The organism is Thiomicrospira microaerophila (genome assembly GCF_000934765.1).
Lineage (GTDB): Bacteria > Pseudomonadota > Gammaproteobacteria > Thiomicrospirales > Thiomicrospiraceae > Thiomicrospira > Thiomicrospira microaerophila.
The window spans coordinates 60,073-81,887 of sequence record NZ_KN882197.1 but is presented as its reverse complement, the minus strand read 5'-3'; the positions used below and the strand labels follow the sequence as shown (position 1 = coordinate 81,887).

The 21,815-nt window shown below is 48.0% G+C and carries 22 protein-coding genes; 12 read left to right on the top strand and 10 right to left on the bottom strand.

Features of this window, described 5'->3' with window-relative positions; translation table 11 throughout:
- Window positions 1-174, top strand: a 174-nt coding sequence (locus NA59_RS15865) for an invasion associated locus B family protein (RefSeq protein ID WP_198401092.1), incomplete at its 5' end; no start/stop codon positions are given.
- A 300-nt stretch (window positions 175-474) separates the two neighbouring features.
- Here NA59_RS15865 and NA59_RS13730 read toward each other — a convergent pair.
- Window positions 475-1,449 carry an Rpn family recombination-promoting nuclease/putative transposase gene (locus NA59_RS13730; RefSeq protein ID WP_052501714.1) on the bottom strand — a complete coding sequence of 325 codons (975 nt, stop codon included), beginning with the start codon at window positions 1,447-1,449 and terminating at the stop codon, window positions 475-477.
- Between the two features lie 525 nt (window positions 1,450-1,974).
- Entirely contained in the window at window positions 1,975-2,553 is a 579-nt protein-coding gene (locus tag NA59_RS13720) for a DUF2062 domain-containing protein (RefSeq protein WP_044414104.1), read from the bottom strand.
- Here NA59_RS13720 and NA59_RS13715 point away from each other — a divergent pair.
- A complete protein-coding gene (locus NA59_RS13715; protein WP_044414102.1) occupies window positions 2,552-4,918 on the top strand; it encodes a DNA internalization-related competence protein ComEC/Rec2 in 2,367 nt (788 codons plus the stop codon). The two genes, NA59_RS13720 and NA59_RS13715, sit on opposite strands and share 2 nt — an antisense overlap.
- A 53-nt stretch (window positions 4,919-4,971) precedes the next feature.
- Here the strand turns inward: NA59_RS13715 and NA59_RS13710 are convergent, their stop codons facing one another.
- From NA59_RS13710 to ettA, 3 genes are read right to left on the bottom strand one after another with little or no spacing between them, the layout of a single operon-like run.
- On the bottom strand, window positions 4,972-5,454 hold the full coding sequence (locus NA59_RS13710; RefSeq protein WP_096777619.1) for a DsrE family protein: 483 nt from the start codon (window positions 5,452-5,454) through the stop codon (window positions 4,972-4,974).
- 20 nt (window positions 5,455-5,474) lie between these two features.
- Window positions 5,475-6,392 (bottom strand): sensor domain-containing diguanylate cyclase, encoded by a 918-nt coding sequence (locus tag NA59_RS13705; RefSeq protein WP_044414099.1) that lies wholly within the window; start codon window positions 6,390-6,392, stop codon window positions 5,475-5,477.
- A 22-nt stretch (window positions 6,393-6,414) separates the two neighbouring features.
- Window positions 6,415-8,085 carry an energy-dependent translational throttle protein EttA gene (ettA, locus tag NA59_RS13700; protein ID WP_044414096.1) on the bottom strand — a complete coding sequence of 557 codons (1,671 nt, stop codon included), beginning with the start codon at window positions 8,083-8,085 and terminating at the stop codon, window positions 6,415-6,417.
- Window positions 8,086-8,286: 201 nt separating this feature from the next.
- Here ettA and glyA point away from each other — a divergent pair, with 201 nt between their 5' ends.
- The 9 genes from glyA (at window position 8,287) to NA59_RS13655 (ending at window position 15,482) form a co-directional block, all read left to right on the top strand.
- Entirely contained in the window at window positions 8,287-9,558 is a 1,272-nt protein-coding gene (glyA, locus tag NA59_RS13695; protein WP_044414093.1) for a serine hydroxymethyltransferase, read from the top strand.
- 75 nt (window positions 9,559-9,633) lie between these two features.
- Window positions 9,634-10,110 carry a transcriptional regulator NrdR gene (gene nrdR / locus NA59_RS13690; RefSeq protein WP_044414091.1) on the top strand — a complete coding sequence of 159 codons (477 nt, stop codon included), beginning with the start codon at window positions 9,634-9,636 and terminating at the stop codon, window positions 10,108-10,110.
- On the top strand, window positions 10,110-11,285 hold the full coding sequence (ribD, locus tag NA59_RS13685) for a bifunctional diaminohydroxyphosphoribosylaminopyrimidine deaminase/5-amino-6-(5-phosphoribosylamino)uracil reductase RibD (protein WP_044414088.1): 1,176 nt from the start codon (window positions 10,110-10,112) through the stop codon (window positions 11,283-11,285). The genes nrdR and ribD overlap by 1 nt, the downstream gene beginning before the upstream one ends.
- A gap of 3 nt (window positions 11,286-11,288) precedes the next feature.
- The gene (locus NA59_RS13680; RefSeq protein ID WP_044414084.1) at window positions 11,289-11,954 is read left to right on the top strand and encodes a riboflavin synthase; all 666 of its coding nucleotides are present in this window, start codon (window positions 11,289-11,291) and stop codon (window positions 11,952-11,954) included.
- Between the two features lie 36 nt (window positions 11,955-11,990).
- Window positions 11,991-13,106 (top strand): bifunctional 3,4-dihydroxy-2-butanone-4-phosphate synthase/GTP cyclohydrolase II, encoded by a 1,116-nt coding sequence (gene ribBA, locus NA59_RS13675; RefSeq protein WP_044414081.1) that lies wholly within the window; start codon window positions 11,991-11,993, stop codon window positions 13,104-13,106.
- 15 nt (window positions 13,107-13,121) lie between these two features.
- Window positions 13,122-13,583, top strand: coding sequence for a 6,7-dimethyl-8-ribityllumazine synthase (ribH, locus tag NA59_RS13670; protein ID WP_044414078.1), 462 nt, complete (start codon window positions 13,122-13,124; stop codon window positions 13,581-13,583).
- Window positions 13,583-14,131, top strand: a complete 549-nt coding sequence (gene nusB, locus NA59_RS13665; protein WP_083945112.1) for a transcription antitermination factor NusB — start codon at window positions 13,583-13,585, stop codon at window positions 14,129-14,131. Before ribH ends, nusB begins: the two co-directional genes overlap by 1 nt.
- A 9-nt stretch (window positions 14,132-14,140) precedes the next feature.
- Window positions 14,141-15,088 carry a thiamine-phosphate kinase gene (gene thiL / locus NA59_RS13660; protein WP_044414075.1) on the top strand — a complete coding sequence of 316 codons (948 nt, stop codon included), beginning with the start codon at window positions 14,141-14,143 and terminating at the stop codon, window positions 15,086-15,088.
- A gap of 22 nt (window positions 15,089-15,110) precedes the next feature.
- A complete protein-coding gene (locus tag NA59_RS13655; protein ID WP_044414072.1) occupies window positions 15,111-15,482 on the top strand; it encodes a VOC family protein in 372 nt (123 codons plus the stop codon).
- A gap of 12 nt (window positions 15,483-15,494) precedes the next feature.
- Here the strand turns inward: NA59_RS13655 and NA59_RS13650 are convergent, their stop codons facing one another.
- The 4 genes from NA59_RS13650 to NA59_RS13635 all read right to left on the bottom strand — a co-directional run bounded on the left by NA59_RS13650 (window position 15,495) and on the right by NA59_RS13635 (window position 20,366).
- Window positions 15,495-17,315, bottom strand: coding sequence for a M61 family metallopeptidase (locus NA59_RS13650; RefSeq protein WP_044414069.1), 1,821 nt, complete (start codon window positions 17,313-17,315; stop codon window positions 15,495-15,497).
- A gap of 57 nt (window positions 17,316-17,372) precedes the next feature.
- The gene (locus tag NA59_RS13645) at window positions 17,373-18,332 is read right to left on the bottom strand and encodes an SLAC1 anion channel family protein (RefSeq protein ID WP_044414066.1); all 960 of its coding nucleotides are present in this window, start codon (window positions 18,330-18,332) and stop codon (window positions 17,373-17,375) included.
- A gap of 159 nt (window positions 18,333-18,491) precedes the next feature.
- Window positions 18,492-19,067: a DUF302 domain-containing protein gene (locus NA59_RS13640; RefSeq protein WP_044414063.1), complete on the bottom strand. Its 576-nt coding sequence runs from the start codon at window positions 19,065-19,067 to the stop codon at window positions 18,492-18,494.
- Window positions 19,068-19,238: 171 nt separating this feature from the next.
- Window positions 19,239-20,366: a 4-phosphoerythronate dehydrogenase gene (locus NA59_RS13635; protein WP_044414060.1), complete on the bottom strand. Its 1,128-nt coding sequence runs from the start codon at window positions 20,364-20,366 to the stop codon at window positions 19,239-19,241.
- A 34-nt stretch (window positions 20,367-20,400) separates the two neighbouring features.
- Between NA59_RS13635 and NA59_RS13630 the strand changes: the two genes are divergently transcribed.
- Complete coding sequence (locus NA59_RS13630) at window positions 20,401-21,027, top strand: alpha/beta hydrolase (RefSeq protein WP_044414058.1); 627 nt, start codon at window positions 20,401-20,403, stop codon at window positions 21,025-21,027.
- A 13-nt stretch (window positions 21,028-21,040) separates the two neighbouring features.
- Here NA59_RS13630 and NA59_RS13625 read toward each other — a convergent pair whose 3' ends face one another.
- Window positions 21,041-21,763 carry an outer membrane protein assembly factor BamD gene (locus NA59_RS13625; RefSeq protein ID WP_232504108.1) on the bottom strand — a complete coding sequence of 241 codons (723 nt, stop codon included), beginning with the start codon at window positions 21,761-21,763 and terminating at the stop codon, window positions 21,041-21,043.
- Between the last annotated feature and the right edge of the window lie 52 nt (window positions 21,764-21,815).

Below are 21,815 nucleotides of genomic sequence, written 5' to 3'. Positions count from 1 at the left end.
AACGCCAACGGCTGTGCCGCTGTGATCGCGTTAGATAATAAAGTATGGCGTCAACTCAGAGCAGGGCAGAAGGCTAAGATCGGGATTCGTGGATTAGGGCAGCCTGAAAACACCCTCTTGCAGCTATCGCTAAAAGGTTTTACCGCCGCCAGTAATGCGTTGATCCAAAATTAAGGCGTCTCGTCATCCCGGCGAAGGCAGGAATCTTAAGCCTTGCGGTGTACATCCTCAAGAGATCCCGGCCTTCGCCGGGATGACGGGTTTTTTTATCACGGCCTTCGCCGGGATGCCCGGGTTTATGTTGTCATTGCGAACGGAGTGAAGCAATCCTTTGAACCGGTGCACAGTTAGCTGGATATTGCCGCGTCGCTGCGCTCCTCGCAATGAAGACTGATTTTTTAACTTAATGGCGTTGACGCGGGAGCGTGTAAGCGAGGTTAATTGGTTTTGGAAGGGAGCTCGCTTGGTGGCGTTTTAAACTTCGGGTTTGTCATTTTGACTTAACCGTTCTTTGAGCTCTTTGAGCGATAAATGGCAACGCTCTGCCACTAACTCTACAGATAGATTAAACTCTCTAATCATTTTTATTGCTTGCTCTAGTTGGCCTCGTTGCTCGCCTTCTAGTTTGCCTTCCGCATAAATCTGTCTTGTTAAATTTTCAAAATTCTCAGCTAACATGCCATCACTCCTTGTTAGTGTCATCATGTTTTCAATATTAACCTCTAGCCCGCGTTTGTGCAAGGTGCGTTTGAACCATTGGGTGAGAATGTCGTCAATGCCCTCTTTGTGGGGATGGGCTCGGATGATTTGACCGGCGCGATAAAAGGCTTTTTGATAATCCTCCAGCGTCTTGGCCTGTTCAATATTGATAATACTGGTCACCGGATTGGCAATCGAGGCCAGTTCTTCATCGCTATAACGCCCCTCATCAACTAAAAAATAGTTGAGGCTGGGTTGATAGATCTTTAGAAAGCTCGGTACGGGTTCAATCTGATCGGCGATATTGGTTTTTGCCGTCCATCTTGCTTGGTCGTTATAAATCACTAATGGGAATACGGGTGGATAGGGGCCATATTTACTGAACTTGCCATTTTTAATCAGGGTAGAGTAAAAACCCGCGACATAATGCATAAATCGTAGAGGCATGGCACAATCAACCCCAGATTGAAATTCCATCAGCAAGTATAAAAATATGGGTTGGCGCTGCCCTTCAATATTTACATCAATTGACCAGACCACATCTTCTATTTTTTCATCAAACAGCGGGGTGACATAGTTGCCCGGTTGAGGGGTTAGGCTATCAAAATCCACCAGCTGGGCAATTTCTTCAGGAAAAAAGCCTTCAATCAGCGCTTGCACCATTTCCGGGTAAGAGAATAATTCCTTATAGCCGGTGTCGTGAAATTTTGAGTCGGTGGTTTTGGTCATGGTTATTTTCAGATCATTCATTTTTTAGCTTTATCTTAGCATAACAGAGCTGAGGAAGTGGGCAGGCGTTTTGTTTTATTTAAGGCAATTTTAGATTTTATGCTGCTTGATCGTTTTATAGTGGTCTGCATTTCACGCGCAGCGTGTGAACGAGGTTAAAGTGGTTTAATTACACGGGAGAGGGGGTTAATAAACTGCATTAATATAAGACACTGGTTGATATCTTTAGTGTTTCATATTTAAATGACAGGTTTTTTGCTTTATGCTCGTGAACAGGTGATTGAAATGAGTAAGTTGGCTGAGGATGCATGTTATCCGATTAATGGCAAGGGAGTGCGGGGTAAGTGGATTTATGATTATCGATATACGTGCCCACTGTTCCACATGGACAGCTCTGCTGGGTTTTTATGGGGGATGGTCACACCCCGAAAGGCATACTCTGTGCTGAATTTAATGGGGTATTTGAAATGATAATGCGTTGGATCTATTTAATTGTGTTTGGGTTTTTGTCATCGCTTACGCAAGCAATGAAGGTGATACCTGTTTTTAAGGCTTATGAATCCCATCCTGCTTGGGTTGTATTGTGGGTTTTTTGAAGCGTTTTTTGAATTGCCGATTATGCAAGCGTCGGCGCCAACTTAGGTTGACTTGTACGCGCCATAAAATATGAATCAACAGGTAGCCCATGCTGCCTAGTGCCAAACCTACCACTAAGCTGCCCAGCAATAAGGGTTGCCAAATCGCCACAAAACTATGGCTAATCCAATGCCAGCTCATTTCAAATTGAACATTGTCCTTGGTCGATTCGCCAAGCAATAATCCACCTATTCGGTAGTTAAAGTACCAGATGGGTGCCATTGTAATCGGATTACTTATCCACACAAGTGCGACACTTAATGGTAAATTAGCCTTAAATAACATGGCGCTGATAGCGGAGGTAAGCATTTGCCAAGGCATAGGCATCGCTGACCAAAAAGGGCCAATGAAAAAAGCTTTGGCGACTGAATTGCGGTTTAAGTGCCATAAGTTTGCGTCTTGAAACCAGTGGGCAATCCGACTAAACCCTTTGATGGCATAGAGTTTCTTCGGGTCAGGCATCCATTTTCGAAAGAGTTTTTTAGCCATGTTTAGTCTATTTGCATTAGGGTTTGTCGGTGCTATCTTTGGGTTGTTTCAGCTGGCAAACTGGCCTTCAATCGGCTATTTGTTGCCTTGGTTAGTGCTGGTGCTGATTGGGCTGGTGTGGAATAAAGCCTATTTAACCAACTTCAGTGCAGGCGTTATTATAGGCTGGATTGCGCTCAGCGTGTTTGTGTTTTTTAATCCTCAAATAGCCGAGAAACATACCTACCAAACCCTCTGGGCAGAAGGGCGCGTCGTGAGTCTAGTTGAAGATCAGCCCTCGGCGAAGGGGCAGGTCGCAATGAAGCGCATGGAATTTAGCATTTCAAGATTGCAAAATCATCCAAATATTGAACAAGCCGACTATCACCAGGCCTGGTGGCTCTCTCAACCCAAAATCCGTTTAAGTTGTTATCGTTGTGACTGGCAGCCAAAAGTGGATGAGGTCTGGCGCTTGCCGATTCGGATTAAACTGATTCATGGCTCGATGAATCCGGGCGGCTTCGACTATGAAAGTTGGACCTACCAACAGGGTTTAGTCGCAAGTGGTTATGTCAGAACGAATGAAGCCGAACCGCAACGGATTGAACGCAAATGGTCTTATCAGCGGTTACGGGAGCGCTTTGGCAATAAGCTGGCGGCGATGATGGATCACGCTGAATTTGCCGGTATTTATCGTGCGCTGCTCTATGCGGATCGTCAGGCGATATCGGTTGAAGACTGGGATGTGATGCGCATCACGGGCACGATTCACCTGATGGCGATTTCAGGTTTGCACATGGCACTGGTGGCGTTGATGGGCTTTGGTATCGGCGCATTGGTTTGGCGCTTGCCGATTCGGCGGTTTGAAACCTATCCTGTACAGTGGTTTGGCGCTGGGTTTGCGGTGGTGCTGGTGACCTTGTATGGCTTTTTGGCCGGTTTTACTATTCCCACCCAACGGGCTTGGATTATGGTGATGGTGGGGGTGTTGTTTATTTTGGTGCGGCGAAAATTTCAGCCCTGGCCGGTGTTGCTGCTGGCGGCGTTTTTGGTGGTGCTTTGGCATCCACCGAGTGTGTTGGCTCAAGGCTTTTGGTTGTCGTTTTTGGCGGTTGCGCTGATTTTTAGCTGGATGAAGCAACCTTGGGCCAAAAACATGCCCAACTGGCAACAAGCCGTAATGATTCAGTTGGTTTTGTCGATAGGCTTGATCCCAGGGCTCTGGTGGTTTCATCAGCAGGTTCCGGTTTATAGTGTAGTAGCCAATCTGGTGGCGGTGCCGTTTGTTAGCTTTATTGGTTTGCCCTTGTTGTTTTTAAGCGCATTGATTACGCTGGTTTTTCCGGCGGCGGGGGAAAATTTGGCATGGCTGAATGACCAGGCCTGGTCGTGGTTGTGGGCGTTGTTGCGTGAAATCGCCAGCTGGCCAGCCAGTGAGTGGAGCTTGGCACCAATTAAATTATGGCAAGTTATTTTGCTTTATTTTGGTTTGTTTAGTCTCGCGTTAGCCAGTAAAAGCTGGTGGCGTGCTTTGGGTGTGTTAGCCGTGATTGTGGTTGTCATTTGGCCAAAACAGCCGCCGCCCATTGAGCAGGGTAGCTTCCGGTTCAGTTTGCTGGATGTCGGCCAAGGGCAAGCGCTGGTGATTGAAACCGCGCATCATGTGATGGTGTATGACACAGGGCCGCGCTTTGGCGCTCGGCTTGACGGCAGTTTAATGGCGATTACGCCCTATCTCAAAACCCGGGGTATCGGACAGATTGATTTGTTAATGATTAGTCATGCGGACAATGATCACGCCGGTGGCACGGCCAGATTAATGCGCGATTGGCCGGTTGGTAAAAAATTAAGTGGCGAAGTGGCGCGTTTGCATCAAGTCTATGGTGTTGAAGGGTTTGAGGCCTGTGAAGCCAACCAGGCCTGGTGGTGGGATGGCGTTAAATTTGAAGTCTTGTCACCTGGGCTATTTCCGCTTAGAGAGTCAAATGACTACTCGTGTGTTTTAAAAGTGAGCACGGGTAGCCAAAGCCTGATGATTACCGGTGATGTGCATGGACGGGTTGAGCGCCAGCTGCTGTCGCATTATGGTAAGGATAAATTGCTATCACACGTGCTGGTGGCCGGGCACCACGGCAGTCGCCATTCAAGTTACCCTGAATTTCTTGCTGCACTCAACCCTGAGCTGGTGTTGTTTACCGCTGGATATCGCAATCGATTTAACTTTCCTGCTCAGCAGGTGATTGAGCGGGTCGAGAACCAAGGCTCACAATGGTTGAACACCGCTTGCGAAGGCGCGATTCAAATTGAGTTTAACAAAGACAGTTGGCAAGTTATCAGGCAGGAAAGAAAGGCACAACAACGCTGGTATCATCACCAGTGCGAATAACCCTCATGGCTATCAAGTCATGAGTCATGAGGGTGTAAGGGGATGAGAACCGATTACTGGATTTTTAAATACGCATAGCCTTGGCTTTGGAGGATCGCGATGTCGAATACGCCTGATCCGACAAGCTCAATCCCATCATAAATTTTAGCGGGGTCTAGGTTGATTTCGTTGCGGGTGTGGTCACAAAGTTTGACTTTAACGCCGCGTGAATTCATCAGTGCATCCAAACGTCCTTTGAGTTCGTCACGACGTTCTAACATTGCGGCATCATGCTCATAAGGCGTGCCTTTAAGACCATCATCGGTGGCAAAACGTAAGCCATGCCCGACGAGGACTAGGTGCACATCGGCTTCCATCAGCTCGTTTTCATAGGCGTTCATTATGTTGTTAATCGAGGTGAGGGTAGCGGAATAGCGCGTGACATCGCTAAAGTCAACGTGGTAGACGACCTTAGCACCTTCATCAGCGGCTTTGAGGGGTAGGGCAAATAGGGCTAGGAGCATTAGGCTAAATGCGAGGTAGTTTGTTTTCTTCATGGTAGTATCCTTTTTATTTTTTAGATGAGTTTGGTCATTTCGCGACTATTTCGTAATTGCGCAATGGCGTCATTGACGCGGTTAAATAAAACGCGACTGTCTTCATGGTGATCTCGAAGTTCAGTCACCCCAGCATGACTGGTTAAACAGGTGGTATGCTGTTCGTCCAATCGAATTTTGTGTGCGGCTATTTTGGATTGCGCCAATTTTGCGATACGGAAACCATCTACCGCCTTGACCTCGGGTAATGCAATCATAAACTGGTCACAGCTTAAGCGACCAATGTGTCCTAGTTCGCCGACGGTGGCCTCTATCGCATGGGCCGCACCTAAAATCGCCTTATCACCGAATTCATGACCATAGCCATCGGTAATATTTTTAAAACAATCCAAATCGATTTTAATCAGCGAGAGGGGCTGGTTATTTAATTTGGCTTGGCTGATCAGTTCGTTAACCAGGTCAAGGAAAAAGTCGCGGTTGTAAAAATGGGTGAGCGCATCGTTTTTAGATAAATGCTCAATTTGCTCTTCCATGTGTTTGCGTGAGGTGATATTGATCGCCAGCCAAATCACTGCAGGTTGCCCATAAACATCGGTTTCTAACGGGTAAACGCGGGCTTCGTACCATTGTCCTCCTTTTGAGGTTGCCGATTCAATGCCTTGTACTTCGTCATCCGCTAATTGGTACTCAATGTCTTGAAGTTGTTGGGTTTTAATTGCCTTTTGGACAACATTTAAAAACCGCATTGCCATTTTTTCTGGCAAAACCTGTTGATAGGTTTTGCCAATTAACCCCTGCCCATCGGCATACAAGCTGCGCTCGCGTCCGCCGATCATGTCGAGATAAGTGCCATCCTGACCCATGATGAAAATCGGGTCTGGCATGGCGTTGGCAATCGCTTCAAGCTGCGAGTGGAGCGTTTGATCAGTATGTGCCATGCGTGATCCTTTTTGCGTTAAATTAGTTTTTTGTAATCGGTTTGTATTTAATGCGATGCGGTTGATTGGCATCAGCGCCTTTACGGCGTTTGTAATCGGCTTCATAATCGGAGAAGTTGCCTTCAAACCACTCAACGTGCGAATCACCTTCAAACGCGAGCATATGGGTAGCGATACGGTCTAGGAACCAGCGATCATGCGAGATCACCACCGCACAACCGGCGTATTCAAGCAGGGCTTCTTCTAATGCACGTAAGGTTTCAACGTCCAAGTCGTTGGTGGGTTCGTCAAGTAACAAGACATTGCCGCCCTTGCGCAGTGTTTTTGCCAAGTGGACGCGATTACGCTCGCCCCCTGACAATTCACCAATGCGTTTTTGTTGGTCGCCGCCCTTAAAGTTAAAGCGTGAACAATAGGCGCGTGAATTGACTTCAAAGTTACCGACCATAAAGCTTTCATCACCGCCTGAAATTTCTTCCCAAACCGTTTTGCTGTCATCTAGCGCATCACGGCTTTGATCGACGTAGGATAGGTTAACCGTTTCACCAAAAATAATTTCGCCACTATCGGGCTTTTCTTGACCCGTTAGCATTTTGAAAAGGGTGGATTTACCTGCGCCGTTGGGGCCGATAATGCCGACAATGCCGCCTTGTGGTAAGCGGAAGTTTAAATTATCAATGAGTAGCCGGTCACCAAAGCCTTTTGACATATTATTCACTTCAATAACTTTTTCACCCAAGCGTTCCGCTACAGGGATGAAAATTTCATTGGTTTCATTGCGTTTCTGCGTTTCGACACTGCTGAGTTCATCAAAACGTGCCATACGTGCTTTTGATTTAGCGTGGCGACCTTTTGGATTCGCGCGCACCCATTCAAGCTCGTGTTTAATAGTGCGTAAGCGCGCGGCTTCTTGTTTTGATTCTTGCATTAGGCGCTGTTCTTTTTGCTCTAGCCATGAAGAGTAGTTACCTTCATAAGGAATGCCTTGACCACGATCCAGTTCTAATATCCATTGCGCCGCATTGTCGAGGAAGTAGCGGTCGTGGGTAATCGCGACCACAGTGCCCGGAAATTCGAGCAGGAAGCGCTCTAACCATGCAATCGATTCGGCATCGAGATGGTTAGTGGGTTCGTCCAGCAATAGCATATCGGGCTTCGATAATAATAAACGACACAGGGCTACACGGCGACGCTCACCGCCAGAAAGGGTAGTGACATCCGCATCCCAAGCAGGCAGGCGCAGTGCATCGGCCGCAATCTCTAAGGTGCGTTCTAGGTTGTGGCCGTCCATCGCTTGAATGATATCTTCTATTTGCGCTTGTTTTTGCGCCAGCTTGTCAAAGTCCGCATCCGGTTCGGCATAGGCGGCATAAACGCCATCTAGCTCGGCCAGCGCTTGTTTTACTTCAGCAACCGCTTCTTCAACATTACCCCGTACATCCTTTGTTGGGTCAAGCTGGGGTTCTTGTGGCAAGTAGCCCACCTTAATCCCGGGTTGCGGACGTGCTTCACCCACGATATCGGTATCAATGCCCGCCATAATGCGCAAAAGCGTTGATTTACCAGAACCGTTTAGACCCAGAACGCCGATTTTTGCGCCTGGGAAAAACGATAGTGAAATATCTTTAAGAATGTATTTTGAAGGTGGAACCACTTTTCCAACGCGGTTCATGGTGTAAACAAATTGAGCCATATTTTCTCGCTTGCAAGTTTTATTAGAAATGTAAATTAAAAATTTGGTTACACTTTACCTAAAATTAAGCCGTTAATAAAGAGATTGAGATATTTTAAGATGAAAACAGCGTGGCTATTTTAAAACAGCGTGGTGATTTTGGTGAAGTGCTGTTAAAATTATCAGTCTTTAAAATTTAACCCTTGTAAATGGAGTTTTTGCATGTTTGATAAAACCATGACAATCGCAGGCTATGATGATGATATCGCGAATGCGATGGCGGCGGAAGCGCAGCGCCAAGAAGATCATATTGAGTTGATCGCTTCGGAAAACTATACCAGTCCGCGTGTTATGGCCGCGCAAGGTTCGGTGTTAACCAACAAATATGCGGAAGGCTATCCTTACAAGCGTTATTACGGCGGTTGTGAGCATGTCGATGTGGTTGAAGCCTTGGCGATTGAACGTGCCAAGCAATTGTTTGGCGCGGATTACGCCAACGTGCAACCTCACTCAGGTTCACAAGCGAACGCGCCGGTGTTTATGGCGTTGTTGGAGCCAGGTGATACGGTATTGGGTATGAGTTTGGCACATGGCGGTCACTTAACCCACGGTTCTAAAGTGAACTTCTCTGGCAAAATCTATAATGCGGTGCAATACGGTCTGAAGCCTGAAACCGGCGAAATTGATTATAATGAAGTGCAGCGCTTAGCCACTGAGCATAAGCCTAAATTGGTGATTGCAGGTTTTTCTGCTTATTCGCAAATTGTTGATTGGCAGCGTTTCCGCGACATAGCCGACAGCGTGGGTGCTTATTTATTGGTGGATATGGCGCATGTGGCAGGCCTGGTTGCCGCAGGGCTTTATCCGAACCCGGTGCAAATCGCCGATGTGACCACTACCACCACCCACAAAACTTTGCGTGGTCCGCGTGGTGGCTTGATTTTAGCGAAAGCCAACCCTGAAATTGAAAAGAAATTGAATTCGTTGGTGTTCCCGGGTACACAGGGCGGTCCATTGATGCATGTTATTGCAGCGAAAGCGGTAGCGTTTAAAGAAGCGATGGAGCCAGAATTTAAAACTTATGCGGCGCAAGTGATCAAAAACGCACAAGCCATGGCGCAGGTGTTTATCGAGCGAGGCTTGGATGTGGTTTCGGGTGGTACGCAAAACCATTTGTTCTTGGTGAGCCTGATTGAAAAAGGCTTAACCGGTAAATTGGTGGACGCGGCCTTGGGTGCGGCGCATATTACGATTAACAAAAACTCCGTGCCGAATGATCCTATGTCACCGTTTGTGACGAGTGGTATTCGTATCGGTACCGCCGCCGCCACTACCCGTGGCTTTGGTGAGCAAGAATGCCGTGATTTGGCGGGCTGGATGTGTGATGTGGTGAATGCCTGTGACCAAGCATCTGAAAGCTGGGATGAGGCCGTCATTGCGCAAGTTCGTGATAAAGTCAGCGCGCTGTGTGCCGCGCATCCTGTTTATAAATAAGGTCTTAAAAAAGGTCTAAAGCATGCTAGGCTTGTGTTTTACCACCAGGCCTGGTTAGCTTATGGAATCAAATCTATGTTTTGTCCCTTCTGCAATGCGCCTGATACCAAGGTAATTGACTCGCGTTTGGCCACCGATGGTGCGCAGGTGCGTCGTCGTCGTGAATGCCTTGAATGCGGTGAGCGTTTTACTACCTATGAAAGTGTCGAACTCTCGCTGCCTCGGGTTGTGAAATCCGATGGTAATCGTGAGAAGTTTGATGAACAAAAGCTACGTCGTGGCTTGGTCAAGGCGCTCGAAAAACGTCCGGTGGCGAGCGAGCGCATTGATACGATTGTTAATCAAATTCTTAAAAGCATGATGGCCGATGGCTCACGTGAAGTGCCTTCTTCTCAGTTAGGTGAGTGGATTATGCAGGCTTTGCGTGAGGTCGATCAGGTGGCTTATGTGCGTTTTGCTTCGGTGTATCGTTCGTTTCAGGATGTGAATGCATTTCGTGAAGAAATCGAAAAACTGGTGCAAGCGACAGCGGCCAAAACGGATCGCGGCTAATGGCTGTCCTAGCCCACGCGGCGGAGCAGGATGATGTTTGGATGCAGCAAGCGCTAGCCTTGGCGCAAAAAGGTATCTACAGCACGCGCCCTAATCCAGCCGTTGGGTGTGTGATTGTCCGTGATGGCAAGCGAGTGGGTCAAGGTTGGCATCCGAAAGCGGGCGAACCCCATGCGGAGGTGTTTGCTTTGCGTGAAGCGGGTGAGTTGGCAAGGGGCGCTACTGTCTATGTGACGCTTGAACCCTGTTCGCACTTTGGCAAAACACCGCCTTGTGCCGATGCGTTGGTCGCGGCGGGGGTGGCGCGCGTGGTCATGGCGATGCAAGACCCGAATCCGCAAGTCTGTGGTCGCGGTATGGCACGCTTGGTGTCGGCGGGCATTGAGGTGGTGGATGGGGTGAAGTCGCATGAAGCGGTGGCATTAAATCAAGGATTTATTAAATATATGCAAACTAAAAAACCTTTTGTACGGCTGAAACTGGCTAGCAGTGTCGATGGGCGTACCGCGATGGCATCTGGTGAAAGTATTTGGATTACCGGCGATGCGGCGCGTCAAGAAGTGCATAAATTGCGCGCAAGGCATGGCGCGATTGTTACAGGTATCGGGACCGTGCTTGCGGATGACCCGAGTATGAATGTGCGTTTAGCGGAATCGACAAAGCGTGAGTTGGGATTGACCGATGCCTTGTGTCATCCACTGCGCGTTATTTTAGATCCTAATTTGAGCATGCCATTAGATGCCAAAATGCTGAGTTTGCCAGGTAGAACCTTGTTAATGAGTTCGGCGCACACGGTTCAATCCAATCAGTCCGTCGTGGATAGCTTGTTGGCGGCGGGTGTTGAGATTGTAGCGGTTCAGGCCAAAGAGGATCTTTTGGACTTAGAAAGCGTACTCGATTATCTCGCTCAGGAAGAGCAGATTTATGATGTGATGGTTGAGTCAGGTGCATCGGTAGCGGGGGCGTTTGTTGAGGCAGGCCTGGTGGATGAGTTGCATTGGTTTGTGGCCCCGCATTTAATGGGGCATCGTGGTAAGCCATTATTGGTTTTGCCGCACATTGATGCGATGCAGGATCGGATTCAATTAAAATCTAAATCGGTACAGCAGGTGGGAGATGACTGGCACTTTGTGTTCGGTTTTGAGCCGCCATCGACCACAAATGGAGAAGCCTAAACGATGTTTACTGGAATTATTCAGGCACAGGGTCAGATAAAACGCATTGACGTGCGTAACGGCGATTGGCGATTGACTGTGTTGGTGAGTGAGTTGGATATGTCTGATGTCGGTATCGGTGATAGTATCGCTACCAATGGGGTGTGCTTAACCGCAGTTGAGTTTAGCGCCAAAGAATTTGTGGCGGACGTGTCGGCTGAAACACTGAAGGTCACGACACTCGGGCAGATGAAAGTTGGCAGCAAGGTCAATCTTGAGAAAGCCTTACGTTTACAAGATCGGCTGGGCGGGCATTTGGTGAGCGGTCATGTTGATGGCGTGGGTCGGGTTAAGTCGATTAGCCAAGATGCGCGCTCTTGGCGTTATTGGATTGAAGCCCCTGCCGATATTGCACGTTATATCGCCCACAAAGGCTCGGTGTGTATTAATGGTATTAGTTTAACGGTCAATCAAGTAACGGGTTGTGAGTTTGATGTGAATATTGTGCCTCATACCCGTGCCGAAACCACGATTAGTGAGTGGCAGGTGGGCACAGAAGTAAACTTGGAAGTGGATTTATTAGCGCGCTATTTGGAACGTTTACTGGCTGGCCCGCAAGCAGTTTACGCACCAGAAGCCAACACATCGACGATTACCAAAGAATATTTAGCGCAGTCGGGTTATTTGTAGTCAAAGCGCACAAAAGATCATCATGAAAGGATTAGCATGGAATTAAGCTCAATTGAAGAGATATTAGACGATTACCGTCAGGGTAAGATGGTCATTTTAATGGATGATGAAGACCGTGAAAATGAAGGCGACCTGTTGGTGCCGGCGAGTACGGTGAGCGCGCAGGATATTAATTTTATGGCGCGTTATGGTCGCGGCTTGATTTGTTTAACGCTGACTAAAGAGCGTTGTCAGCAGTTGCGGATTCCCTTGATGGTGCATGACAACCAAGATCCACACGGTACTAATTTTACGGTGTCGATTGAAGCGGCTGAGGGCGTATCTACCGGGATTTCAGCGAGTGATCGTGCGGTGACAGTGCAAGCGGCGGTGAAAGCGGATGCGCAACCTAGTGATATTGTGACCCCAGGGCATATTTTTCCATTAATGGCGCGACCGGGTGGGGTGTTGACCCGCGCAGGCCATACCGAGGCAGGCTGTGATTTGGCGCGTTTAGCTGGTTTTGAGCCCGCATCGGTGATTGTTGAAATCATGAATGAAGACGGCAGTATGGCGCGACGTGATGATCTTGAAGCTTTTGCGCAACAGCATGGTTTGAAACTCGGTACGGTAGCGGATTTAATTCAATATCGTTTGCAAAACGAAAAAACGGTTGAGCGCGTGTCTGAGTGTAAACTCCCCACCGAATTTGGTGAGTTTAAACTGATGGCCTATGAAGATGCGCTAGATCATAAAGCCCATTTTGCATTAGTCTATGGTGAGATTGATCCGGTTGCGCCGACCCTCGTGAGGGTGCATATGCAGGATACCCTGTGCGATATGCTCGGTTCTCAGCGCAAAGAATGTGGCTGGCCGTTGCGTGCCGCGATGCAGCAGATTGTTGAGGCGGGTTCAGGTGTGATTGTGGTGTTGCGTAAACATGAAGGTGCGGCAGATTTGCTCGATCGCATTGCACATTATCAAATGGCAGATCGCGGTGTTAAAATGCCTGAAACACATGTGGAAGATGACACGAAAACCTTTGGTTTAGGGGCGCAAATTTTGGCCGATTTAGGGGTAAAACATCTGCGCGTGATAGGTTCTCACTGGAAACTCAATGCACTAAGTGGGTTTGGCTTAGACATTAGCGAATACATCGATAAACAAAATTAAATAGAGGGAAAAGTTATGAATACGATTGCTGGCGATTTAGTGGCCCAAGATATGAAAATTGGTTTAGTGGTTGGACGTTTTAATAGTTTTATTGTGGATCATTTAGTGAGTGGTGCCCTTGATGCCATAAAGCGTCATGGCGGCTCTGAAGACAATATCGACCAAGTGCTGGTGCCGGGTGCGTTTGAGATTCCATTAGCGGCACAAAGAATGGCTGAAAGCGGTAAGTATGACGCAATAGTTGCGTTAGGCGCGGTTATCCGTGGCGGCACACCGCATTTTGATTATGTGGCGGGTGAGTGCGTTAAGGGCTTAGGCCAGGTGATGTTGAACCAGAGCATGCCCGTAGTCTTTGGTGTATTGACGGTGGATAGCATCGAACAAGCGATTGAACGCGCGGGCACCAAAGCGGGCAACAAGGGCGCAGAAGCCGCCTTATCTGCGATTGAAATGGTTAATGTATTGAAGCAAATTTAATGAACGAACAACACACAAAACAACACACAGAAAAACAAGTTAGCCCTGCGTTAGACGTACCAGCGGATTTGATTAAACAGCCTTCAGAAGAAGTTGTTGAGGTGGCTGAAGTGAAGCTTAGTCCACGTACTCAATCAAGACACTTGGCGTTACAAGCCTTGTATCAATGGATGCTTAATCAACAAGAGTTGTATCTGATTGAAAAACAATTTTCGGAAGAAGGTTGGTTATCAGGCTGTGACCGTGACTGGTTTCGCGAGTTGATTCGTGAGGTAGTGGCGCAATCTGAAGCGCTGGATGAAGTGTATGCCGTGATGCTTGACCGTTCGATTAAAATGGTCAACCCGGTAGAGCGCACCATTTTACGCATCGCGGTGTATGAGTTGCAAACACAAATGCAGATACCTTATAAGGTCGTCATCAACGAAGCGGTTGAGTTGGCTAAAACCTTTGGTGCGGAAGATGCACATAAATACATCAATGGCATCCTCGATAAAATTGCCAAGCAATTACGTCCGCTTGAATTTCAAGCGCCAGCGGCTAGCTAAATTACGCGGATGGAATTTGATGTTATTCGGCAGTTTTTTCTGCCGCTCAGTTCAGTCGCTCAGCTTGCCGAGGGTGATTTAGCTATTGGTGATGATGGTGCGATTATCACGCCGCCAGCGGATTGTCAGTTGGTGGTGGTGACCGATACGTTGGTGGCGGGGGTGCATTTTCCTGTTGATACTGCCGCCTATGATATAGGGTGGAAAGCGCTAGCGGTTAATTTAAGTGATCTCGCCGCGATGGGCGCACAGCCCGCATTTTATTCGTTAGCGCTAACCCTGCCACAGGTTGACCAGGCCTGGTTGAGTTCATTTACCCAAGGTTTGGCCGATTGTGCCCAGCCTTATCATCTGCCTTTGATCGGCGGCGATACCACACGAGGTCCCTTAACCATTAGCGTTACCGCGCAGGGTTGGGTGCCAAAAGGGGCGGCTTTGTTGCGTTCGGGTGCGAAGGTGGGGGATGCGATTTGTGTGTCTGGTTGGATGGGTGAGGCCGGGCTAGGTTTGTCGTTAGCCTTATCCCAGCAAGCGGCAAAAACCTCGGCTGAATCGACAGCCTTAGTGCGCCTTAATCGTCCGCAAGCGCGGGTTGCATTGGGTGTTAAGTTGGTCGGGCTGGCCAATAGCGCGATTGATGTGTCGGATGGCTTGCTAGCCGATTTGAATCATATCCTGCAGGCATCCCATCTTGGGGCGCGTTTAGATTTGGCCGCTATGCCGTTATCGGATGCCGTGCAAGCTTGGGCGGGTGAGGCGCGTTTGAAGCCGCTTTGTGCTGGCGATGATTATGAACTTTGTTTTACTGTTTCGCCTGAAAAACTGCCAGATATCATCAGTCTAGCGCAAGCGCTAGATATTAAAATCTCACACATCGGCCACACCACCGCCCAACCAGGCCTGGTTGTAGATGAACAGCCCGTTCATCTACAAAAACTGGGTTTTAATCATTTTTAAAGTGGGTTGACAAGGAGAAGGTATGGCGCAGGTATTTGGGTTGGATCACGTGAGTGTTATCGTGGCGGATGCAGAAAAAGCACGCGCATTTTATCAATCGGTTTTAGGCTTGGAGGACATTACAAGGCCTGATTTAGGCTTTCCAGGTTTTTGGTTGGCGTTAGGCGGCGGGCAAACTTTGCATTTGATGCAGCTTCCTAACCCTTACCAAAATATCACTCAACCAGATCATGGTGGACGAGATAGACACCTTGCCTTGCGGGTAAAGTTTTTAGATCAAGCTATGCAAAAGCTAGATCAAGCTGGTATAAACTATACCTGCAGCCAATCAGGGCGCCAAGCCCTGTTTTTCAAAGACCTGGACAATAATGTGGTCGAATTGATAGTTAGTTAATCTCCGTTAATCTTAATCAAATGGCCAATGCGTCGCTCCTGATACGCTGATCTCGACTCTGTCTTTTGGCGGTGCATCTAAAACCAATGTGGTTTGCATTAGTTCGTCGCGGCGGAAGAAGTGGGCGTTTAAGTGGTCGCCTAGTTTTGCGCGGCTGAGGATTTTTTCGAGTGTGCTGGTGTTAGGCGTTTTGATGCCGTTGATGGCGATCAGTTCGTCGTTTGCACTTAATCCAGCTTGCTGTGCGGGGCGGTGTTGCCAGACATGGGTGAGTTTAATGGTTTGGTGTTCAGTGTTGGCGAGATTGGCGCCGATATTTAGCCATTCATTTGAGCAGGCCTGGTTGGGTTCCGTGTCGCCGCCAAGTTCGCCACCTAGGTCATTGGCATTGCGCGCTTGACGTAGTTTGAATTCTATCCCAACTTCATTAAACCAATCGGCAAACGGTAGGTCTTCAGTGCCGCGCAGGTAGCGGTTGAAATAATCGCTTAAATCTAGCCCCGCGATCTCCCTTGCTCGTTGTTCGATTTCGCCTTCTTGAAGACCTTTTTGCACTAAACCGTAATCTTGCCAAAGGCTGAGAAGCAGGTCGTCGAGTGTTTTTTTGTTTTGTGTCGCTTTGCGAATTTCAAAGTCTAATCCAAGGGCGATGAGTGCGCCTTTGGTGTAGTAGCTGATAATGGCATTCGGTGCGTTTTCGTCTTGTTGGTAAAACTTGGTCCAGCTGTGAAAACTGGATTCACTAACGCTTTGTTTGAAGCGTCCGGGCATGCGATAGACACGGGTCATTTGTTGGGCGAGGGTGTTGAGGTATTTTTTTTGGTCGATAATGCCCGCGCGTAATAAAAACTGTAGGTCGTAGACCGAAGTCGCGCCTTCAAACCACCAGAGTTGTTCGGTGTAAGCCGGTTGGCTTAAATCTGGGGTTTGAAATTGGGCGGGCATAATGCGTTTGACGTTCCATGAATGGAAATATTCATGCGAACAGAGTTCTAAAAATTCGAGGTAGCTGTCATTGGCTTTCTCCATGCCGACATAGGGCAGTACATCACGCGAGCAGACCAGCGCGGTGGAGGCGCGGTGTTCAAGTCCACCATAGCCTTCGCCGACGACCATCACCATGAACAGGTATTCTTCAAACGGCGCGGGTGAGCCAAAAAATTCAAGCTGGGTGGCGCATATTTTGGTTAGGTCGGCACAGAGCCTGTCTAAGTCACAGTCGTGTTTGCCGGTCAGCACGATGCGATGCTTGATGCCGGCGGCGATAAATTCTGCTTGGGTGAAGCAACCCATTTCTACGGGATGGTCAATCAGTTCGTCATAGTCCTGTGCTTGGTAGAGGCCAAAGCCATTGGCATCCGTTTGCGTCGGTTTAAGCGAGGTGGCGAGTAACCAGGCCTGGTTGCGGGTGTGGTCGGTTTGTTTTATGTCAACTGAAACCGCTTGCTGGCGCTGACCTTCGACCATGACAAAACAGCTGGTGCCATTAAAAAAGCCGTGGGTTTGGTCAAAATGGGCGCCACGCACTGATAAATCCCAGGCATAGACTTGATAATGCAGTTTAATCGGCTGGTTGGTTGGCGCAATGCGCCATTGGGATTTGTTGAGCGAGGTGATATTCAAGCTGTCACCATCTAAAGCTTGTGCGCGAAGCGCAATGATATGCTTGGCGAAGTCACGAATCATGTAGCTGCCGGGAATCCAGTTGGGTAGGCTGATGATTTGCCCAGCCGGATCAGGTCGGGCGATCTCAAGGCATACCTCAAACAGATGACCGAAGGGATCAAGGGGGATTAGGGTGTAGTGGATGGCGTTTTGGTTAGCGTTTGTCATGGTTCGTGTTCTCGTTGTTGAGTGTTTATGTCGTGTTAATGTGGTGTTAATGTCGTGTTAATGCTTGGGTGGCTGACAAATTTCTTTGTTAAACGCGCCAATCAAGGTGCGCAGGGTTAAATGCACAATTAACGCGGTGAGAAACGCGATAAAAAACGAGGCGATATAGCCAAAGGACTTGTTGGCGGTGAGTTCATACATTAAAAAACTGGCGCTGGTGATCGCGGCAATCGGGAAGGAATAGGCCCACCAAGACACCGCAAACGGCACATTAATAAAGCGCTTGCCTTGAGCAAACAGTAGCAGGGTAATAAACAGCGCGGCATAGTAGAGCACATGCGCGAAATTATCGAGCTGGTAGTTGTTCAGCTCCACGTAGGATAAAAAACCAACCGCTGGCGGCGCGATAAAAATAAATAGGGTGGGAATCAGCACAGGTTGTAAAAACGGATGAAATATCAAACGGTACATCACAATCGCCTTTAGCACGAGCCAAAAAGTGATGCCTATACTAAAGAAAAACCAACCCAGTTCAGTGTAACCATAAGCCACCGCACCCAGCGGCGCCACCACATTACCTACCACCGGAATAAACCAAGCTGGCGTCGCATGCACGATTTCCCAAGTGTCATGGTGTATCCAACGATTGATAATCACAATCGTAAAAACCAGCTGCATCGCCGCGCCGATAAACCAAATGGGTTCACCGATTTCTGGGAATAGGTCCTTGAGCATCACGCTGATTAGCAGCAAGCTGATGCTGATGGTCGGGAAGAAGTTAAGGGCAATCGGGTGGTTGAATTCGTTTTTAACCGCTTGAAACTTTAGAAAGAGTTTTGCGGTGTAGGTTAGGGTGAAGAGGGTAAATAACCCAAGGGTGATAAAAAGCATGACTTGATACACCAGGGCGGGCAACATTAAGAGTTCGTGCGCCATTTGATAGCTGATAACCAAACCGCTCCAGCCCATAATTGCGCCGAATAGACCAATAGGAAAAAATTGAATACGACTTAACATGTGTGGTATTTCCGAGTGATGATTGAAAGCCAAAGATTATACCAATAATAGAGAGCGGAGAGGGAAGCGAGGTGGAAAGTGTAGGTGCAAAAAAACCACCGAACCGAAGTTGGGTGGTTTTGGGTATTGCTTGGTTTTGTGACTAAACGCGCTGGGGGATTAGAATACGTCGCCAGTTGCGCCTTTTTCCATCATTTCCCACATAGCTTCACGCACGGCCATGGTCAATTCTTTTAACTCTTCAGGCATTTTTTTACCCATTTTGATCATCATGTCCATGTTCATGGTGTAAAGGTGTAAGCCGTCTTCTTGCTCAACAATCGTTACACGACAAGGTAGGAATGCGCCCATCGCCGGGCTGAAGTCGATCATTTTACGCGCGGTTGCTGGGTTGCAGTAAGAAACAACGTGGATAACCCCCGACTCTACACCGCGTGCATTCAGTTCCTGTGATAGCGGTAGGTGACCTACATCCATTAGCCCAGGTGTATTCATGGCTACGTTGTCTAGTGCGTCAAGGATATCTTGGAGTTCAACACCTTCTTCAACTTTACGGTGCCAAACAACCGCCCAACCAATATCGCCTTCGCTTTCTACCCAGCGATCCCAGATTTCGTTAAACGTGCCCCAAGCACCTTCTTCAAGGTTGCCCGCCGCTTTCATGGTGCCGCAGCCTGACATGAACGCAATAATCCCGGCTAGGAAGCCAACTTTAAGCATAGTAATCGTTTTCATTAGTGACCCTCTTTTGTTTTAGGTTTGTGGTTTAAACAATGCATGTTATGTGCATTAAGTTAGTTCGTGAACTAGATTACTCCTGTATGGATAAAAAGAGAAAATCAAATTTTTTGTTCGCGAATAACAAAATTTTATTAGGATTTGATAATCTTCTAATATTAGCGTTTACTAATATAGCATAAAACCGAGTTTTGTTAAAATATCATTTAGGTGATTATGGGTCGATTTTTCTATTCTATGTTGCGCCCATTCTCGATGTATCGGGTAGTGACGCCGATGGGTTTCAAATTGATTGTGTACTTGGTGGATGTCTGTTGAGCGAATCGCTTGGTCATCGGCGCGCAAATCATAGGTCTGGCGGAAAATTTGATGCAACGCGCTTTGCAGGTTATCGGTATCAGGCTGGGTTAAAGGCGGAGGCGAAGCGGGCAACAAGCTTTTCCAATCCGATTGGGCAGGTACTTGCCAAAACTGGCAAAGCTGTTGGTAAACCATTTCACTGCCTGCGACCTTGGCTTCTAAAGAGTGACCGGCGATATGGGCGGTGGCGATATCGGCTTTGTGATAGAGTGATTCGTTGATTTTGGGTTCGTTCTGCCAGCAGTCAATTATGTTGGCTTTATTGGTTATTTTTAACCAGGCCTGCTCATCAATAATCCCGCCACGCGCGGCATTCACTAGTATCGCATTGGGCTTGAGGTGAGCTAGATTATGGGCGTTAAGCAGGTGATAGCTGGCGTCTTGACCTGTTTTTGTTAGAGGTGTGTGAAGGCTAATAATATCGGATTTTAGCAGTAATTCATCCAGCGAGCAGAAGGCGGCTTCGCCCTCAAGCCTTGCGCGTGGCGGGTCGTTAAGTAGGGTTTTAATCCCTAAAATCTTGGCTTTTTGTTGTAGCAATTTGCCCACATGACCGACACCGACAATGCCGAGTGTGCAATCTTTTAAATCAATCTGCTGTTGTTCGGCGATATCAAATAAGCCGCTGATGACATATTCGGCCACCGAATTGGCGTTGCAACCCTGGGCTGAATAAAACTTAATCTGGTTAGCTTTTAACCAGGCCTGGTCAATATGATCCAAGCCGACGACGGTGCTGCCGACAAATTTGATCTGGCTGTTTTCCAGCAAGGCGGCATTTACTTGGGTGCGTGAGCGCACAATTAAGGCATCAGCCTGTTGAACGGCGTTCGCATCAATATCTCGCCCTGGCATGAGTTTAATCGCGCCTAAGTGACTAAACATCGCTTTGGCATAGGGTATAGCATCATCAATAATAATTGTTTTTTGTGGCATACTAGGCGCTCCTTTTTGCTCAATAGGATAAGCGATGTTACAAAAAACGCAAGTTTGTATGATTAAGGGTGTGGTGGGGGATATTGAGTGTCGGGTTGGGCAGCTTAAGCCTGGGCTGGCGCCGAGGGGGTTGGTGGTGGTTTGTCATCCGCATCCTCTTTACGACGGTTCGATGAATAATAAGGTGGTGACGACTATCGAAAAAGCTTTTAGTCATGCGGGTTGGCAAACGTTGGCTTTTAATTTTCGGGGTGTGGGTCAAAGTGAAGGCTTTTATGACCATGGTGTCGGCGAGCAACTGGATTTGTCGGCGGTGGTGAATTGGGCGCAAGGTCAGTATGGCGATTTACCTTTGGCGCTAGCGGGCTTTTCGTTCGGCAGTTATATTTGTTTGCAGCAGGCAAAAGAACTGGGGGCGCATAAACTCTTGACCGTCGCGCCGCCGGTAAACCTGTATGACTTTTCTGACATTGATTTACCTGTGCGGATGGATTGGAGTTTGATTCAGGGGGGGCAAGATGAGGTGGTGCCCGCTTATAAGGTGGCCAACTGGATGCGCGGGATTAAACCGCGCCCCGATGTGTATTGGCGTGAACCCGCAGGCCATTATTTTCATGGCGAGCTACTTTGGTTGCGAAAAGTGGTATCCCTGACGCTTTAGTGGGAGGGCTGTTTTAGGAGTTGGCCTCAAGCATCACTTTGGCTGCTCTGGCATTTTCTTCCATGCCAAGTTTACTGTAGGCCGACTTCATTAGTCTTAAGGCCGGGATAGCGGACTGGGAGCGTGGATAGTGCTCAACCACGGCGGTAGCACGATTGGCGGCGGCGAGGTAGGCACCGCGTTTGTAATAATAGTTGGCGATATGCATTTCGCGGCGTGCGAGTTGATTGGTGAGAATGATGAGGCGCTCTTGCGAGGCTAGGGCATAGGGGCTGTCAGGGAAGCGCTGAATCACAATTTGGTAAGCGCGATAGGCTTCTAGTGCGGATTTGGCATCCCGTTGCGCGGGGTCGGCGATGTATTTATCGAGCCAGCTGCGATTCAATGAGTCAGAAGCAACCGCTTTTAAATAATGCGCATAAGCCAGTTCAGGGTGACGTGGGTAAATGCGGATAAACTCATCGAGTTCACGGATCGCGGACAAAGGTTCATCATAACGATGATAAGCATAGGCTAATTCTAGGTACGCCTGTTCTGCATGTTCACCATAGGGATAGTTGGCTTTGAGCTTTTCATAGTATTCAATCGCCATTTTCCATTGACCACTGTCAAATTCGCCCTTCGCTTTTTGGTAGAACTCTTCTACAGTCCACTCAGATTCGGGTTTTAATAATAACGACGAACAGCCCGTTAAAAGACTGATAATTAATACAATGGAGAGGCGTTTTAGCATCATTTCTCGCTTACACTCGGTTACAATAGTCAAAAATTTTTTTAATAACCAAAAA

What these genes read in the sequence shown, in the direction of transcription:
- glyA (WP_044414093.1), top strand. Translation starts at nt 8,287, where the DNA reads ATGTTTGATAAAACCATGACAATCGCAGGCTATGATGATGATATCGCG.
- ribH (WP_044414078.1), top strand. Translation starts at nt 13,122, where the DNA reads ATGAATACGATTGCTGGCGATTTAGTGGCCCAAGATATGAAAATTGGT.
- ettA (WP_044414096.1), bottom strand. Translation starts at nt 8,085, where the DNA reads ATGGCTCAATTTGTTTACACCATGAACCGCGTTGGAAAAGTGGTTCCA.
- ribD (WP_044414088.1), top strand. Translation starts at nt 10,110, where the DNA reads ATGGCTGTCCTAGCCCACGCGGCGGAGCAGGATGATGTTTGGATGCAG.
- ribBA (WP_044414081.1), top strand. Translation starts at nt 11,991, where the DNA reads ATGGAATTAAGCTCAATTGAAGAGATATTAGACGATTACCGTCAGGGT.
- NA59_RS13630 (WP_044414058.1), top strand. Translation starts at nt 20,401, where the DNA reads ATGTTACAAAAAACGCAAGTTTGTATGATTAAGGGTGTGGTGGGGGAT.
- NA59_RS13730 (WP_052501714.1), bottom strand. Translation starts at nt 1,449, where the DNA reads ATGAATGATCTGAAAATAACCATGACCAAAACCACCGACTCAAAATTT.
- NA59_RS13650 (WP_044414069.1), bottom strand. Translation starts at nt 17,315, where the DNA reads ATGACAAACGCTAACCAAAACGCCATCCACTACACCCTAATCCCCCTT.
- NA59_RS13645 (WP_044414066.1), bottom strand. Translation starts at nt 18,332, where the DNA reads ATGTTAAGTCGTATTCAATTTTTTCCTATTGGTCTATTCGGCGCAATT.
- NA59_RS13640 (WP_044414063.1), bottom strand. Translation starts at nt 19,067, where the DNA reads ATGAAAACGATTACTATGCTTAAAGTTGGCTTCCTAGCCGGGATTATT.
- NA59_RS13680 (WP_044414084.1), top strand. Translation starts at nt 11,289, where the DNA reads ATGTTTACTGGAATTATTCAGGCACAGGGTCAGATAAAACGCATTGAC.
- nrdR (WP_044414091.1), top strand. Translation starts at nt 9,634, where the DNA reads ATGTTTTGTCCCTTCTGCAATGCGCCTGATACCAAGGTAATTGACTCG.
- nusB (WP_083945112.1), top strand. Translation starts at nt 13,583, where the DNA reads ATGAACGAACAACACACAAAACAACACACAGAAAAACAAGTTAGCCCT.
- NA59_RS13625 (WP_232504108.1), bottom strand. Translation starts at nt 21,763, where the DNA reads ATGATGCTAAAACGCCTCTCCATTGTATTAATTATCAGTCTTTTAACG.
- NA59_RS13715 (WP_044414102.1), top strand. Translation starts at nt 2,552, where the DNA reads ATGTTTAGTCTATTTGCATTAGGGTTTGTCGGTGCTATCTTTGGGTTG.
- NA59_RS13710 (WP_096777619.1), bottom strand. Translation starts at nt 5,454, where the DNA reads ATGAAGAAAACAAACTACCTCGCATTTAGCCTAATGCTCCTAGCCCTA.
- NA59_RS13720 (WP_044414104.1), bottom strand. Translation starts at nt 2,553, where the DNA reads ATGGCTAAAAAACTCTTTCGAAAATGGATGCCTGACCCGAAGAAACTC.
- NA59_RS13705 (WP_044414099.1), bottom strand. Translation starts at nt 6,392, where the DNA reads ATGGCACATACTGATCAAACGCTCCACTCGCAGCTTGAAGCGATTGCC.
- NA59_RS13655 (WP_044414072.1), top strand. Translation starts at nt 15,111, where the DNA reads ATGGCGCAGGTATTTGGGTTGGATCACGTGAGTGTTATCGTGGCGGAT.
- thiL (WP_044414075.1), top strand. Translation starts at nt 14,141, where the DNA reads ATGGAATTTGATGTTATTCGGCAGTTTTTTCTGCCGCTCAGTTCAGTC.
- NA59_RS13635 (WP_044414060.1), bottom strand. Translation starts at nt 20,366, where the DNA reads ATGCCACAAAAAACAATTATTATTGATGATGCTATACCCTATGCCAAA.